The following is a 16896-nucleotide window of genomic DNA, read 5'->3' on the forward strand; positions in this document are numbered from 1 at the left end:
GCGCGGCCAGGACGGCCGACCCACCCATGTTGCAGTGCTTGCAGGAGCACTGGTAAAGGAGAAAGACCATGAGGCAACACAAATTGCATGTAGCGGCTGGACTGGCGCTTTGCGCCGGTATGCTGCTGATGCTGCCGAGTGCGTTCGCACAGTCGCAGACGCAATCGCCATCCACTCCGGCTTATCTGAATCCGTCGCTGCCCCCGGTGGTGCGTGCCCGCGATCTGGTGAGCCGCATGACGCTCAAGGAGAAGGCTTCGCAGCTTGTAAATGCGGCGCGCGCGATTCCGAGACTGAAGGTGCCAGCTTACAACTGGTGGAGCGAAGCGCTACACGGCGTGGCGGTGAACGGGACGACCGAGTTCCCGGAGCCGATCGGTCTGGGCGCAACCTTTGACGTGCCGGCGATTCACGAGATGGCCGTGGACATTGGCACGGAAGGCCGCGTGGTCTATGAGGAGAACGAGAAGGATGGATCGTCGAAGATCTTTCACGGTCTCGATTTCTGGGCGCCGAATCTGAACATCTTCCGCGATCCCCGCTGGGGCCGCGGGCAGGAGACTTACGGCGAAGATCCGTTCCTGACCGGCAAGATGGGTGTGGCCTTTGTCTCGGGCATGCAGGGCGACAATCCGAAGTACTATCGGGTGATTGCGACGCCGAAGCACTTTGACGTTCACAGCGGCCCGGAGCCGACGCGCCACTTTGCCGATGTGGATGTGAGCCTGCACGATCAGCTTGATACGTATGAGCCGGCCTTTCGCGCGGCCATCATGCAGGGCCATGCGGACTCGGTGATGTGCTCCTACAACGCGATCAATGGCCAGCCGGCCTGTGCGAATCAGTTCACGCTGCAGCATCAGTTGCGCGGTGCGTGGGGCTTCAAGGGCTATGTGGTGTCAGACTGCGACGCAGTGCATGACATTTACAGCGGCCATAAATACCGTCCGACGCTGGCGCAGGCCGCGGCTATCTCCATGGAGCGCGGCATGGACAATGACTGCGCCGACTTTGCCCAGCCGAAGGGCGACGACGACTACAAGGCATACATTGACGCAGTGCAACAGGGCTACCTGAGCCAGCAGGCGATGGATACGGCGCTGGTACGGCTCTTCACGGCGCGCATCAAGCTGGGGCTGTTTGATCCGAAGGGCATGGACCCGTATGCGGACACGCCGCACAGCGAACTCAATAGCCCGGCGCATCGCGCCTATGCGCGCAAGCTGGCCGATGAGTCGATGGTGCTTTTGAAGAATGACGGCACGCTGCCGCTCAAGCCGGGCAGCGTCCACAGCATTGCCGTGGTGGGTCCGCTGGCCGACCAGACGGCGGTGCTGCTGGGCAACTACAACGGCGTTCCGACGCACACGGTTTCGTTTCTTGAAGGGCTGCGTGCGGAGTACCCGAACACGAAGATCACGTATGTGCCGGGAACGCAGTTCCTGAGCGACACGGCGAATCCGGTGCCGGACAGCGCACTGACCACGCCTGACGGCAAGCCCGGCCTCAAGGCCGAGTATGACGACTGGCAGGGCATTCAGATGGGCCCGGGCGCGAAGCCGAAGCCGATCATGACGCGCGTGGATGCCAACATCGACCTGAAGAAGAGCAATCTGCCGGCCGCGGCTGCGGGCAAAAAGTCGGTGGGCGTGCAGTGGTCGGGTTTCCTGACTCCTGAGCAGGATGGCTACTACCTCGTCGGTATTCGTGCGAACGGCTTTGCTCGCGTCTCGGTTAATGGCCGCGATGTGGCGCGCCAGTACGGCTCAAAGAACGCGACCACGACGCTGGGCCGCGTGCTGCTGCACAAGGGGCAGAAGGTGCCGATCAAGGTGATGTTCGGTGCGCAGGGCAATGACAATCCTGAGGCGCAACTGCTGTGGGCGCCGGTGGATAACACTCCCTCGCCGGCGGCTGTGGCAGCGGCGAAGAAGGCCGATGTAGTCATTGCCGTGGTGGGCATCACGAGCAAGCTGGAAGGCGAAGAGATGCCGGTGGATCAGCCGGGCTTTTTGGGCGGCGACCGCACCAACCTGCAGATGCCTGAGCCGGAAGAAGCGCTGGTGGAGGCCGTAGCCAAGACCGGCAAGCCGGTCGTGGTGGTGCTGATGAACGGCAGCGCGCTGGCCGTGAACTGGATCAGCCAGCATGCCAACGCGGTGCTGGAAGCCTGGTACTCGGGTGAAGAAGGCGGCGCGGCGATTGCGGACACGCTGAGCGGCAAGAATGATCCGGCGGGCCGTTTGCCGGTGACCTTCTACAAGAGCGTGAACCAGTTGCCGAACTTTGAAGACTATTCCATGGAGAACCGGACCTACCGCTACTTCAAGGGCAAGCCGCTTTATCCGTTTGGCTATGGTTTGAGCTACACGACGTTCCGGTACTCTGACCTGAGCATTCCTCATGCGACGGTGGATGCGGGGCAGCCGGTAGAGGCCAGCGCGACCGTGACCAACACGGGCAAGGTGGCCGGGGATGAAGTGGTGCAGCTCTATCTGAAGTTCCCGAAGGTGGATGGTGCGCCGGATATCGCGCTGCGCGGCTTCCAGCGCATTCACCTGGAGCCGGGCCAGAGCCAGCAGGTGCACTTTGAGCTGAAGAAGCGCGACCTGAGCATGGTGACCGCACTGGGCCAGATCATCGTCGCCCAGGGCGATTACACGCTGAGCATCGGCGGCGGCCAGCCGGATACGGTGGCCCCGGTTGTGACGGGACACTTCCACATCCACGGGCAGATCGGCCTGGCCGAATAACCCCAGGAGCCTGACGGCGGAGAGCATCTGCCGTCAGGTGAACGAATCTGCAGCAGGCATAGAGGGGCGCATGGCGAGAGCTGTGCGCCCTTCTTTTTGGGGGAGGGTTTGCGAACGTGCTGGGGGAGAAGAGAGATGGCGGAGGGAGAGGGATTCGAACCCCCGTTAGCCTCACGGCTAAAGCGGTTTTCAAGACCGCCTGTTTCAACCACTCACACATCCCTCCGCGAGTGGCGGCTGTTGCGCTTCTTTATTGTACGATGGCGGCCGGCGATGCCGTAGAAAGGCGTGGGTAGGCCGGTACTCCGCCGCACCTTTCCGGTGCAGCGGGGTCAGGTGCAGCGGGGGTCCGGTGCAGCGGGCGGGGAGGTTTTAGGGTTCCTTCTTCTCGGGGGCGGTGCTGTGGTTTGCCTGCTGGAAGACGCGCTGCATGACGAAGTCCGGGGTGACCTGCTCGCCGGAGAGCAGCATGGCGGTCAGTTCGCCGCCGAGCACCTGCGGAGCGATGACCACATCGGGCTGCACCAGCTTGACGCGGCTGAGATGGCGGGCATCATTCACGGCCGCCACGGTGCGGGCTGAGCCGTTCAACTCCTTGACGGCGAGGATGGTGAAGGCATTTTCCGAGTCGTCCACCAGCATGGCCAGCACGGCCTCGGCCTTGTGGGCGCCGGCCTCACGTAGCACGTCTACCATGCTGGGGTCGCCCACCACCATATCTACGTCTGGTTTCTGGCCCTCTTCGGGGGTTTCGCGGACGATGCGGGTGACGGGGCGGCCGCGGCGGGCGAGTTCACGCCACGTATTCACAGCCAGCGGCGTGTTGCCGATGACGACGAAGTGATTTTCGCGTTTCATGCGAGGACCTTTGCGATTGATGATCCGCTGCAGGCTCTGGCCTACCAGCGGAGCGATGACGGCAGTCAAGGATGTTGCAAAGACCGCGACGCCCAGCATCATGATGGAGATGGTGAACATGCGGGCTTCCATGGTGCGCGGCACAATGTCGCCGTAGCCGACCGTGCTCATGGTGACCATGGAGTAGTAGAGGGCCGTGGGCAGGTCGGCGATGTGAGGCTTGAACTGCGTGCCCAGGTAATAGGAGCCAAAGGTGGCATAGAGCAGCAACATCACCACCGAGGTGATGGCAAACAGTGTGCTGGCTGCGACGCTGGACCGGTCAAAGCTGCGCCAGGTGAGCAGCAGCACGATCAGCGTGAAGGCGAAGTAAGCCAGCATGACCTCGACCTGTACGCGTCCCGTGAGCAGCGTATTGACGAGGCCGAGCGCGGCGAGGAGCGTGGCCATGGTCCAGGCCAGGCGCGAGCGCCAGAGCAGGGCGATGCCCATGGCGACCATGCCGCCGCCGATGAGCAGCGAGGGCAGCAGGTGGGGGTTCATGTTGAACTGGCCCTGCATCAACTGGTTGAAGTAGTAGCGCCAGGTGCTGCCGAACTTCGAGTCCAGAATCCACCAGCCACCGAGCGCCAGCAGAAGAAACAGCGGCACATGCGGAAACCAGTATTGCGCCCGGGAAAAGTAATGCAGTCGCTGGAAGCGGGCGCGCACGCGCTGTAGCAGAGAGGGAATCATGAACGTGCCCAGTGTAAACGTGCCCAGTGGAATGGTTCTGTGGAGTTCGATGCGCGGGCTCTGGGCAGAAGCTGTTGCGAGCCGCGGATTTTCGGCGAAAAGCCCTCTGGTTTGACGGTCTTATGAGGAAAGGGATACCTTGGCAGGCGATAGTAAATCGAATTACCATGCGTTGCCATGTCCGCTGCCGGGCGCGCGCCGACGCATGGATTCTGTATGATTCAACCGTCGTAATGAAGGGAATGCCATGAGGCCATTCAAATCACTTTTGGGCTGGTGCACTCTGACGCCGGCAGCCATGTTGTGCCTGATTGCCGCCGCGGGGCCGCAGGCTGGTGCGCAGGCGAAGTACCAGCATCCGTGGGATAACCCGAATCAGCCGATTCAAAAGCGTGTGCATGAGCTGGTTTCGCAGATGACGCTGCAGGAAGAAGCCGCGCAGATGATGAACACCGCGCCTGCGATTCCGCGCCTGGGAGTGCCTGCTTACAACTGGTGGAGCGAGGGGTTGCACGGGATTGCGCGCTCCGGCTATGCGACGGTGTTTCCGCAGGCGATCGGGATGTCGGCGACGTTTGATCCGGCGGCAATTCACCAGATGGGCACCACGGTCTCGACCGAGGCCCGCGCCAAGTACAACTGGGCGATCCGGCATGACATTCACAGCATCTATTTCGGCCTGACGCTGTGGGCTCCGAATATCAATATCGTTCGCGATCCGCGCTGGGGCCGCGGGCAGGAGACCTACGGCGAAGATCCGTTCCTGACCGGCACCATGGCGGCAGAGTACGTGAGCGGGCTGCAGGGGAATAATCCGAAATACCTGAAGACCGTCGCGACGCCGAAGCATTTCTCGGTCTACAACGGGCCCGAGTCGATGCGGCACAAGATCAATGCCAATCCTTCAGCACATGACATGCAGGACACGTATCTCGCGGCCTTTCGCATGGCGATTACAAAGGGTCATGCCGACTCGATGATGTGCTCCTACAACGCGGTGTACGGCGTGCCGTCGTGCGCGAACAAGTTGCTGGCCGATGTGGTGCGCGGCAAATGGGGCTTTGACGGTTACATAACGTCGGATTGCGGCGCGATCTCTGACTTTTACCGTCCGGGTGCGCATGGATATTCGCCGGATGCCGTTCATGCCGCAGCTTCCGCAGTGCTGGCGGGAACCGATACGGACTGCGGGACAGGCTACAAGGTTCTGCCGCAGTCGGTGCAGCAAGGGCTGATTTCAAAGGCGGCGATTGATCGCGCGGTGGAGCGGCTTTTCACGGCGCGCTTCCGCCTCGGCATGTTTGATCCCAAGGCGGATGTGCCGTACAACAGCATTCCCTACAGCGTGGTGGACTCGGCGGCGCATCGTGCGCAGGCGCTCGAAGATGCGAGCAAGTCGATGGTGCTGCTGAAGAACGAAGGCGGCATCCTGCCGCTCAGGAATGCGCGCACCATTGCCGTGGTGGGGCCGAATGCGGCCAACCTCAATTCGATTGAAGGCAATTACAACGCGATTCCCTCGCACCCGAGTCTGCCGGTGGATGGTATCGAAGCGGCCTTCCCGCAGGCGCATGTGGTGTATGCGCAGGGTTCTTCTTTTGATGCGGTGCTGCCGGTGCCGATACCACGCACGCAGTTTCGCCCGGGCGCGGACAGCAAAACCAGTGGCCTGAAGGCGCAGTACTTTGCGAAAGCGTCCTTCCAGGGCAAGCCGGTGGCGACCCGCGTGGACAAGCAGATTGATTTTGACTGGGATGCGGCGCATCCGGTGCCGGGTGCGCCGAAGGATAGTTTTGGCGTGCGCTGGACGGGAACCATGCGCGTTCCCGCGCCGGGCACTTACAAGATGCAGGTGTCGCTGACGGACTGCTACCCATGCAACGATGTGGAGGCCTACACGCTGTGGATCGATGGCCGCAAGGTTTCGAGCGATGCGACGCAGGATGCTCCGAATCGTCCACGGCAGTTGCCCGCCTTTACGGTGGACTTCAAGGACACGAAGCCGCACAGCTTCCGGCTGGATTACTCGCACACTTCGAAGATGTTTGGCGCGGGCATTACGCTGAATTGGTATCCGCCGGAGCAGGCGCTGCGCGAGCAGGCTGTGGCTGCGGCGAAGAAGGCTGACGTGGTGGTGGCGGTCATGGGACTCTCCCCGACATTTGTCAGCGAAGAGATGCCTATCAAGATTCCGGGCTTTGACGGCGGCGACCGCACGCGGCTCTCACTGCCGCAGACGCAGCAAGACCTGCTGCACGCCCTGGTGGCAACGGGCAAGCCGGTGGTGCTGGTGCTCTTGAACGGGAGCGCCCTCTCGATTGACTGGGCCAAGCAGCATGTTCAGGGCATTCTGGAGGCGTGGTACCCGGGCGAGGCCGGTGGCGAGGCGATTGGCGAAACGCTCTCGGGGCAGAATGACCCGGGCGGCAAGCTGCCGATCACCTTCTACACGTCGGTCAAGGATCTGCCGCCGTTCACTGACTACAGTATGAAGGGGCGCACCTACCGCTATTACACGGGCAAGCCGCTCTTCCCGTTTGGCTATGGGCTGAGCTACACCACCTTTGAGTACTCGCATGTGCGTCTCTCCACATCGAACCTCAAGGCAGGAGAGCCGCTGACCGTCGAGGCAGAGGTGAAGAATACGGGCCATGTCGCGGGCGATGCGGTGACCGAGGTATATGTCACGCCGCCGCAGAATGGCGTGAATCCGCTCAAGGAGCTGAAGGGCTTTGACCGCGTGCATCTCGCGCCGGGCCAGTCGCGGCAGCTTACCTTTACGCTGAATCCGCGTGATCTGAGCCTGGTGGATGAGGCCGGCAAGCGCAGCGTGCAACCGGGCGTCTACTCCATTTTTGTGGGCGGCAGCCAGCCCACGGGAGCCAAACAGCAGACGGTGAACCTCACCATTCACGGTTCGAAACCGTTGCCGGAATAAATCATGATGAAACTGAATTGCTGGAAAGTGGCCGCGCTCTCGTGCGCGGCCACCCTCTTTTTGCCGCTGCCATTGCATGCAGAGAGTGGCGCCAAGGCATGGCTGCGCTATGCTCCCGTGAAGCTGGCGGCTCCACTGCCGCAGCGAATGGTGGTGCTGGACAAGGCGGTGACGGTGCGCAGCGCTGCCTTTGAGCTGCGCCGGGGATTGCTCTCGATGACGGGTGCTGCGCCGGTCTCTGTGCCAGTTTCTGGGTATGTCTCTGGGCTGGGGCTGGATGCCCAGCCGGAATTTGTGCTGGGAACGGTTACAGAAGTCAGGAAGGCTCTTCCGGGCTGGCACGCTCCTGTGGGTCTGAAGCTCGACGGGTATGCGCTCGAGACCTTTCGCAACCATGGGCAGACGGATTTGATCATTGCCGGGCGCACGCCGCGCGGCGTGTTGTATGGCACGTTCGCTCTGCTTGAAACGCTGGGCGAGCATTCGGAACTGAAGCAGTTACAGATTGCGTCTTCGCCTTCGGCGCCGATTCGCTGGGCTGACCAGTGGGACAACCTGAACGGCAGCATTGAGCGCGGCTATGGCGGGCGGTCTATCTTCTTCAACGATGGGCATGTGCGCGCCAATCTTGCCCGCGTGGGACAGTATGCCCGCCTGCTGGCCTCGGTGGGACTGAATGGCGTGGATGTGAACAACGTCAATGCCAGCCCGCAGATGCTCTCGCCTGAGACCATTGCGGGGCTTGGGCGCATTGCCGATGTCATGCGCCCGTGGGGCGTGCGAGTGGCGATCTCAGTCGATTTTCGGAGCCCGGAAACGCTTGGCGGCATGAAGACCTTCAATCCCAAAGACCCGCAGGTGATTGCGTGGTGGCGGCAGAAGGTGAATGCGCTTTACCAGGCTATTCCTGACTTTGCGGGATTCACCGTCAAGGCCGACTCCGAGGGGCAGGCCGGCCCGTCGCAGTATGGGCTGACGCCGGCGGCCGCCGCGAACATGCTGGCGGGCCTGCTGCGCCCGCACGGCGGCGTCGTGATGTATCGCGCGTTTGTTTATAACAATCATCTGGACTGGAATGACAAGAAGGCGGACCGCGCCCGCGCGGCCTACGACATCTTTCATCCGCTGGACGGCAAGTTTGCGTCGAATGTCGTGGTCCAGATCAAGAACGGTCCTATCGACTTTCAGGTGCGCGAGCCTGCGTCTCCTTTGTATGCCGGACTGCGACATACCAATGAGGCGATGGAGCTTGAGGTCACGCAGGAGTACCTAGGGCAGGCGCGCCAGACCGTCTATCTGGTACCGATGTGGAAGAAGACGCTCGACTTCAACATGCATGCGGAGAATCGCGATACTCCTGTGAAGTCGATTGTCGAGGGCAAGGCCTTTCATCGTCCGCTCGGTGGTTACGCAGCCGTGGTGAACGTGGGGCTGGATGCAAACTGGCTGCGCAATCCGCTCTCGATGGCAAACTTGTGGGGCTATGGGCAACTGGCGTGGAATCCGGATCAGAGCGCGGAGGAGATTGCGTCGAACTGGGCGCGGCTGACGTTTGGGGATGATCCGCGGATCGTCTCGGCGGTGGACAGCATTCTGTTGCCGTCGTGGCATGTTTATGAGGACTACACCGGGCCGCTGGGCTTGGAGACACTCACGGATATTACCGGAGCGCACTATGGTCCTGCTCCGCAGTCGGCGGAGCGCAATGGATGGGGGATGTGGTTCCGCGCGACGCACACGGGCGTGGGCATGGATCGCACGACAGCGACGGGCACCGGATTTATCGGGCAGTATCCGCCGAAGGTGGCCGCGATGTATGAGTCGCTGAAGACGTGTCCGGACGATCTGCTGCTCTTCATGCATCATGTGCCGTATACGCACCGGCTGCATGATGGCAAGACGGTGATTCAGTACATCTATGACTCGCACTACGCCGGCGCGATTGCTGCGCAGAAGTTTGTGGATGAGTGGAAGACGCTGCATGGACTCATCGACACGGAGCGCTATGAGCAGGTGCTCGGCATTCAGCGCTATCAGGCCGCGTATGCGATTGTGTGGCGCGATGGCATTACGCGCTACTTCTACAAGATGTCTGGCATTGCGGATGACAAAGGCCGCGTGGGACATTATGCGGGCCGCGTGACGGGTGCGCAGATGCAACTCCGCGGTTATTCGCCGGAAAAGGTGACGCCGTGGGAGGACGCCTCCGATGGCAAGGCCGAGGTGTGCCGCGATCAGGCGCAATGCACGGCCAGCACGGTGCTGCAGCATCCGGCGGGCGTTTATAACATCGGCGTGCAGTACTTTGACCTGCCGCAGGGGGCTTCGACCTTTGATCTGCTGCTCAACGGCAAAGCTCTCGCGCACTGGACGGCGGACCGGCATCTGCCGGGCTACAAGATCGATGGAGATACCTCGATTCGTTATCTGGTGCGTCACGTGTCTCTGAAGCCGGGCGACAAGCTCGCGCTGGTCGGGCATCCAGAGGGCGGTGAGCCTGCGCCGTTTGATTATGTGGTGGTGTATCCGTCGGCCGATCAATCGAAGCTGCACAACTAACGATGCTGCGGGTGGCAGGCCAGAAAGAGGAATGTCTTTCGGCCCTCCCTCAAAGATTCACAAAGAATTTGCTTCTACTTTTGCGCCGTGCGAGTCACGGCGCTCATCTTTTGTAGCGAAGTATTTTCACCGCGAGGAAAAATTCCATGCAGATTTCAGGCAATACCATTCTCATTACGGGCGGCGGATCGGGCATTGGCCGTGCGCTGGCCGAGGCTTTCCACCGCGAGGGCAATCAGGTCATCATTGCGGGCCGCCGGAAGAGCGTGCTGGATGAGACGACCGCAGCTAATCCCGGCATGGCCTCGATGGTGCTCGATATCGAGAGCAAAGAGGCCGTGAAGAACTTCGCCGCGGAGATTGTGCAGAAGTTCCCCAAGCTGAACGTGGTGCTGAACAATGCCGGCATCATGCAGGTGGAGAATCTCAAAGAAGCAGCCGACGAGGCGACGGCCGAATCCATCATCAACATCAACCTGCTGGGCACTATCCGGCTTACGTCCGCGCTGCTGCCGCACCTGTTGCAGCAGCCGAAGGCGACGGTGCTCACGGTTTCGTCCGGGCTGGCCTTTGTGCCGCTGGCGATGACGCCGGTGTACTGTGCCACCAAGGCGGCGGTGCATTCGTGGTCGCAGTCGCTGCGTTACCAGCTCAAGAACACCTCGGTGGGAGTCATCGAGATCATTCCGCCTTACGTGCAGACTGAACTCATGGGCGCGCAGCAGGCCAGCGACTCGCGGGCCATGCCTCTGGCGGAGTATCTGCAGGAGACCTTCCACATTCTCAAGACGCAGCCGGATGTGGAGGAAGTCCACGTGGAGCGGGTGAAGTTCCTGAGCCAGGCCGCCGAGCGCGGGGAGTATGTCAAGGTGTTTGAAACGCTCAATGGTATGTGGGCAGGCGAAGGGCACTGAGCTTTCCGGCTCCTGGCTTCCGGATGCGCGCTGCGGCGCATTTCCGGGAGCCTGCGGCTTCTAATCCGTCCTACAATCAAGCCATGTCCACGCGCACGGTCCATACGGTTTGTTCTCATGACTGCCCCGACTCCTGCGGGGTGCTGGTGACCATTGACGCAGCCGGCAAGGCGACGCGCGTGCAGGGTGATCCTAGCCATCCGGTGACGCGCGGTTTTTTGTGCGGCAAGGTGGCGAAGTATCTCGACCGCGTCTATGCGCCGGACCGCCTGCTGTACCCCATGCGGCGGCGCAAGGGTGCGCCTAAAGGGCCGGGACGCGAGCTGGATGCGTTCGAGCGCATTAGTTGGGATGAAGCGCTGGATGAGGTGGCGCGGCGTCTGCAGCAGGTCAGCGACGAGCATGGGTCTGAGGCGATTTTGCCCTACTCCTATGCGGGAACCATTGGCCTGCTCGGATACGGTTCGATGGACCGGCGGTTCTTCCATCGGCTGGGAGCGTCGCAGCTTGGCCGCACGATCTGCTCGGCCACGGGCGGCGAGGCGCTGGAGTCGGTTTACGGCATCAAGTACGGCACAGAGCCGGAGCAGTTTGCGCATGCGCGGCTGATTCTGGCCTGGGGAGCGAATGTTCACGGCAACAATATTCATCTGTGGCCGTTTATTGAAGAAGCGCGGCGCAACGGCGCCAAGCTGGTGGTGATTGACCCCTACCAGACGCGCACGGCAGCGCTGGCCGACTGGCATATTCCGATTCATCCCGGCACGGATGCCGCCCTGGCGCTGGGCATGATGCATGTGCTGGTGCGCGATGGGCTATGCGATCTGGAATACATTCGCGAAAACACCACGGGCTTTGACCGGCTGGCGGAGCATGTCGAGGAATACACGCCTGAGCGCGTGGCCGGCATCACGGGCCTGAGCGCGGCCGAGGTGGAGCAACTGGCCCGCATGTATGGCACCACGCAGCCCGCGGTGATTCGTATGAATTATGGTGTGCAGCGCTCAGAGAATGGCGGCACCGCGGCGCGCGCCATTGCCATGCTGCCCGCTCTGACCGGGGCCTGGCGTTATGCGGGCGGAGGATTCCAGCTTTCGACGAGCGGAGGCTTTCCTTTTGACAAGCAGGCGCTGGAGCGGCCCGACCTCATGAAATCCAGTCCGCTCGGCCGTCCATCGCGCGTGCTCAATATGTCGCTGCTGGGACAGGTGCTTGCGGCCAGCGAGCCTCCGGTGAAGGCGCTGTTTGTGTATAACTCCAACCCGGCGGCCATTGCACCCGATCAGGCGGCGGTGCTGCGGGGCCTGGCGCGGCCTGACCTCTTCACGGTGGTGCATGAGCAGTTTTTGACCGACACGGCAGATTACGCCGACATTCTGCTGCCGGCCACGACGTTTCTGGAGCACAGGGACATTCAGGGCGCGTACGGACATTATTATTTGCAGCTCTCGGAGCAGGCTGTGGAGCCGCTGGGCGAGGCGCGGCCGAATGTGTGGCTGTTTTCGCAACTGGCACAGCGTATGGGCTTTGCAGAGCCATGCTTCCGGGACTCGATCGATGACCTGATTCGCCAGGCGCTTCATGAGGGCAAGGAGCAGCCGGCCACGTTCAGGGGCATCACGCTGGAGTTGCTGGAGAAGCAGCCCACTCAGCGATTGCGACTGCACGAAGAGACGGCTGACGGGAAAGAGAAACCGTGGCTCCCCTTTGCGCAGGGGCCTTTTCCGACGGCGAGCGGAAAAATTGAGCTGTATTCCGAGCCGCTGGCCAAGCGCGGCGCGGATGCTCTGCCGACCTTCCGGCCTCCGCGGGAATCGCGGCTGGGCCGTGAGGGTTCGCCGTACCCGCTCGAGTTTCTGGCCCGCAAGGCCGATAACTATATGAATTCCACCTTTGTGAACCTGCCCGGGCACCGGAAGCTGGAGACGGCCTATAACGGCGTGCTCGAGATGCACCCTGATGATGCGGCGGAGCGCGGCGTGACCGATGGGGCTTCGGTGGTGGCCTGGAATGGCCGGGGCAGCCTGCCGCTGGTGGCCCGGATCAGCCGCAAAGTTGGCCGGGGGGTGGTTGCAGGCCGCCTCCATTGGAACAAATTGTCGGCGGCCGGCCACAACGTAAACTTGCTCACGGGCCAGCATTTGACCGATCTGGCTGGTGGCCCGGCTCTCTATTCGGTGCTCGTGGATGTCCGCCTTGCGGATTCCTTGACGAACTCCGGCGACTAAATGCGTTCTTTCCAGTAGACTGGTAGCGGAAATCTCCTCCCAAACCGTGGAAGCGACCGTCAACGGCCGATTGTGCGGAACGGGTGGAGAAAGGCCGTAAATCGTAGGGTTGGGGACTGCCTTTCGGTTTCATATAATCGGCTTTTCCTGAGAGTCCGCTGATTTTAAGCAGTGAGGGTGTTCCTATTTTTCCCGTAATGAAAGGGAGCGCGAGTTCCCCAAAGGAATTGAGCAAGATTTTGCGTTCGTATCGCCGCTACGCGCAGTTCTTTGTTCTGTTGGTGCTGTCTTTCACGGCGATTTCAGCGTGGGCTCAGCAGCAGATCATCACCCAGATCCGCGTGATCGGCGTGCGCCGTATCCCCAAGGAGACGGTGCTGGCGCGCATGTTCAGCCGCGTGGGTGACCCTTATGATCCCCTGACGGTGGAGCGAGACTTCAACTCGCTCTGGAACACCGGCTACTTCACGAGCGTCCGCATTCAGAAGCAAGACACCCCCAAGGGTGCGATTCTGAACGTCTACCTCAAAGAGAAGCCCACGATCAGTGAGATTGATTACAAGGGCCTGAACACCATCACGGTTTCAGACATTCTGACTCGATACAAAAAAGACCACGTTCACCTCGAGCAGGAAGACCAGTTTGATCCGACACAGGTGGCGCAAGCCATTAACGCGATCCGCGAGTTGGAGGCCGAGCACGGCCATCAGTTCGCCACGGTTCGCCCCGAGCTCAAGAATGTGCCGCCGGCTCGCGTCGCCATCACCTTTGTGGTGAAGGAAGGCCCGAAGGTCAAGGTTGGCAAGATCACCTTCAGCGGCAACCAGCACGTTTCTTCGGGCACGCTTCGCAATGCAATGGTAGATCTGCGCCCGATCGGCATTCCGCACTCCATTATCTTTGAGCATCTTTTCGCGCGTACCTATGATGCGAGCAAGCTCGAAGAGGACTCTGACCGCGTGCTCGAAGCCTATCGCGATCGCGGCTATGAGCGCGCCGATGTGGGCGAACCGGCGACGCACCTGCGGAATGAGACCGGCTTGTCCCTGTTCACCTTCCGCCCCCGCAAAGGCAAGCGGATTGATATCCATATTCCTGTGACCGAAGGCGGCCGCTACTACCTTGGCAAGATCACCTTCACCGGCAACAAGGCGGTGCAGAACGTCAAGGCACTGCGCGCGCAGTTCCCCATCAAGGATGGCGAGATTTTCAACGCCACTGAATTCCGCAAGGGCCTCGACAACTTGCGCAAGGCTTACGGCACGCTGGGCTACATCAACTTCGTAGCCACCCCGACGCCTACCTTTGACGAGAAGAACCACACGATGAGCTGGAATATCGATATCGATGAAGGCAAGCCGTTCTATGTCTCCCGTATCGAATTCCGCGGCAACACCGTGACGCGCGACTTCGTGATTCGCCGTTCCCTGCTTTTGCAGGAAGGCCAGGTCTATAACAGCCACCTGTGGGAGCTGAGTCTGCAGCGCCTGAATCAGCTCGATTACTTCAATCCGCTCAAGGTGGATCAGGACTCGGAGACCCATCAGAACACCGAAAAGGGCACCGTCGACCTTCTGCTCAAGGTGCAGGAAAAGGGCAAGAACTCCATCGGTCTGCAGGGCGGTGTCAGCGGTCTCTCGGGCTCGTTTATCGGTTTGAATTACCAGACCAATAACTTCCTGGGACTCGGAGAGACTCTTACGCTGCAGGCCAGCGGTGGCGACCTCGCGCGCAACCTGGTCTTCGGTTTCACCGAGCCTTATGTGCATGACAAGCCGCTGAGCCTTGGCTTCCAGGTCTTTGACAGCAAGGAAGATTACAACGCCTCGAAGAACTACTCGCTGACCGGTTCCCCGTCGGGCAACCTCAGTGCGGCCACCAATTCGCTGCTGCAGAACTACAACCAGCAGAGCAAGGGATTCACTCTGTCGGCCAGCTATCCGCTGCCGCATTCCTTCAAGCGCATCGGTATCACCTACTCCTGGAACAAGTCTTCGGTGAATACCTTTAGCCAGGCTTCGCAGAACCTCTTCCAGACGCTGGCTTTCCGCAGCGGTATTCAGGGCCAGAATGCGCTGGAAGGCATTCTGACCAGCGAAGTCTCGCTGAGTCTCTCTGAGAACAAGCTCGACGCTCTCTTCCTGCCGCACACTGGTTATGAGCTCTCCACGGCTCTGCAGTTGGCTGGCATCTGGGGCAGCGTGCGGTACATCCGCCCGGTGGTCGAGTTCAAGCAGTTCTTCCCGATCAAGGGATTGCATCTGAACCGCGACGGCCGCAATACTCTCGGCTACCGTATTCAAGGCTCTTATATCCGCGGTTTCAGCGGAGACGTGGCGCCACCGTTTGACCGTCTCTATGAGGGCGGCGAGCAGGATCTGCGCGGCTTCCAGATTCGCGCGGCTACACCGTATGGCTTTGTGCCTACGCGTGTCATGTTCAACCTGACCAACCCGGATGGCACCACCGTCTCTCGTAATCCAAATGTTCCAACCGAGGGAGCCATTCAGGTTCCGATCCCGGTCTATGGCATCGCTCCGGTCGGTGGCGACCTCAGCTTTGTCGGGAACCTGGAATACACGATTCCGATTTATGCCCGGTCAGTGGCCTTCAAGTTCTTCAACGACTTTGGCATGGACATGGCCGTGAGCCAGGAGCAGCTCAAGCAGAGCCCGGAGGGCATCGCCAGCCTCGACTCTCCGCTTTATGGCTGCCCCAATTACGTGAACGGTTCCTGCCAGGGCGGTACGCAAGTGCAGTTCTCGCGCTACATCAACATCATCAAGGGCACCAACTATGTACCTCGCGATTCGCTGGGTGCCGAGCTGGACGTGATGGTGCCGATCATCAACGCGCCTTTCCGCCTCTACTATGCTTACAATCCGCTGCGTCTTGAGACGCAGTTCAACCGGCCGGATCTGATCACGCGCAGCATGTTCCCCTCGGGGCAGGCCGGTACGTTCAGCTACGACGAGGCCGAGCAGTTCTACAACGGTCTGTACCAGTTGCGCGAGCCCAAGAAGACGTTCCGGCTTGCTGTCAGCACGACCTTCTAAGCCCTGAAAACGGGGGTAAAAGCAGCATATTTTTACCCCCGTTTGGTTTGACGGTTCATGAGTGCAACCCTATAATTCGCTCAGTTCCTGAAAATGCCTTCTGCCCATTGTTCTCTGCGTCGGTGCATCAACCGCCGGCTTCCTGGAAGATCATAGGAGAAGCAGTATAGGGGAGCGAAGATTCGCTTCCGCGAGAACAGCGGGCGATCTCACCTGAGAACCTAAGGAGTTCTAAATCCGCATGAAGCGTTCGTTGTCATTGATTTGTGTGCTCGCAACCGGCCTGAGCATGAATGCCATGGCCCAAACCAGCAAGGCTCCGGCGCCGGGAACCAAGATTGCTGTCATCATGTTCCAGGCTGCCGTGGCTCACACCAACGAGGGAGAGCGTGATCTGGCTGACCTGCAGAAGAAGTTCGCTCCTCAGCGGGACAAACTGCAGCAGGAGAATCAGGAGATCAACAATCTCAAGCAGCAGCTTCAGGCCGCCGGCAAGACACTGACCGATCAGCAGCGGGCGGATCGTCTGCGCGTGATCAACCAGAAGGAAAAGGACCTGCAGCAGAACGCTCAGGACGCCCAGACCGACTTCCAGAATGCTTTGGGTGATGACTTCAATGGACTGGCTCAAAAAGTCGGCACCGTGATGACCGACTATGCCAAGGCGCACAGCTACACGCTGGTGATCGATGCCGGGTCGCAGCAGAGTCCGGTTCTCTGGGCCAGCCCCTCGGCAGACATTACCAAGGCTGTGATTGCTGCCTACAACGCCAAGTCCGGTGTACCGGCACCTCCGCCGTCGGCTCCTGCGCCTCATGCAGCAGGCAAGCAGTAGGCTTCAATATCGAACCTGGT

The 16896-nt window shown here is 60.7% G+C and carries 8 protein-coding genes and 1 tRNA gene; 7 read left to right on the forward strand and 2 right to left on the reverse strand.

Annotated elements, in window-relative coordinates:
• The first annotated feature begins 68 nt into the window (after window positions 1–68).
• Complete coding sequence (locus ACP_RS11480) at window positions 69–2753, forward strand: glycoside hydrolase family 3 C-terminal domain-containing protein (RefSeq protein WP_015897498.1); 2685 nt, start codon at window positions 69–71, stop codon at window positions 2751–2753.
• A 136-nt stretch (window positions 2754–2889) separates the two neighbouring features.
• On the opposite strand, the gene ACP_RS11485 is transcribed toward ACP_RS11480, so the two are convergent.
• A tRNA-Ser gene (locus ACP_RS11485) sits at window positions 2890–2979 on the reverse strand.
• 146 nt (window positions 2980–3125) lie between these two features.
• Window positions 3126–4346 (reverse strand): voltage-gated potassium channel protein, encoded by a 1221-nt coding sequence (gene kch, locus ACP_RS11490; RefSeq protein WP_015897499.1) that lies wholly within the window; start codon window positions 4344–4346, stop codon window positions 3126–3128.
• Between the two features lie 247 nt (window positions 4347–4593).
• Between kch and ACP_RS11495 the strand changes: the two genes are divergently transcribed.
• The 6 genes from ACP_RS11495 to ACP_RS11520 all read left to right on the forward strand — a co-directional run bounded on the left by ACP_RS11495 (window position 4594) and on the right by ACP_RS11520 (window position 16876).
• Window positions 4594–7284, forward strand: coding sequence for a glycoside hydrolase family 3 C-terminal domain-containing protein (locus tag ACP_RS11495; protein ID WP_015897500.1), 2691 nt, complete (start codon window positions 4594–4596; stop codon window positions 7282–7284).
• A gap of 3 nt (window positions 7285–7287) precedes the next feature.
• Window positions 7288–9843: an alpha-glucuronidase family glycosyl hydrolase gene (locus ACP_RS11500; RefSeq protein WP_238525541.1), complete on the forward strand. Its 2556-nt coding sequence runs from the start codon at window positions 7288–7290 to the stop codon at window positions 9841–9843.
• Window positions 9844–9989: 146 nt separating this feature from the next.
• Entirely contained in the window at window positions 9990–10757 is a 768-nt protein-coding gene (locus ACP_RS11505; protein ID WP_015897502.1) for an SDR family oxidoreductase, read from the forward strand.
• Between the two features lie 83 nt (window positions 10758–10840).
• Window positions 10841–12985 (forward strand): molybdopterin-containing oxidoreductase family protein, encoded by a 2145-nt coding sequence (locus tag ACP_RS11510; protein ID WP_015897503.1) that lies wholly within the window; start codon window positions 10841–10843, stop codon window positions 12983–12985.
• A 227-nt stretch (window positions 12986–13212) separates the two neighbouring features.
• A complete protein-coding gene (gene bamA / locus ACP_RS11515; RefSeq protein WP_238525542.1) occupies window positions 13213–16041 on the forward strand; it encodes an outer membrane protein assembly factor BamA in 2829 nt (942 codons plus the stop codon).
• Between the two features lie 241 nt (window positions 16042–16282).
• Window positions 16283–16876 (forward strand): OmpH/Skp family outer membrane protein, encoded by a 594-nt coding sequence (locus ACP_RS11520; RefSeq protein ID WP_015897505.1) that lies wholly within the window; start codon window positions 16283–16285, stop codon window positions 16874–16876.
• Window positions 16877–16896 lie beyond the last annotated feature (20 nt).

The organism is Acidobacterium capsulatum ATCC 51196 (genome assembly GCF_000022565.1).
Lineage (GTDB): Bacteria > Acidobacteriota > Terriglobia > Terriglobales > Acidobacteriaceae > Acidobacterium > Acidobacterium capsulatum.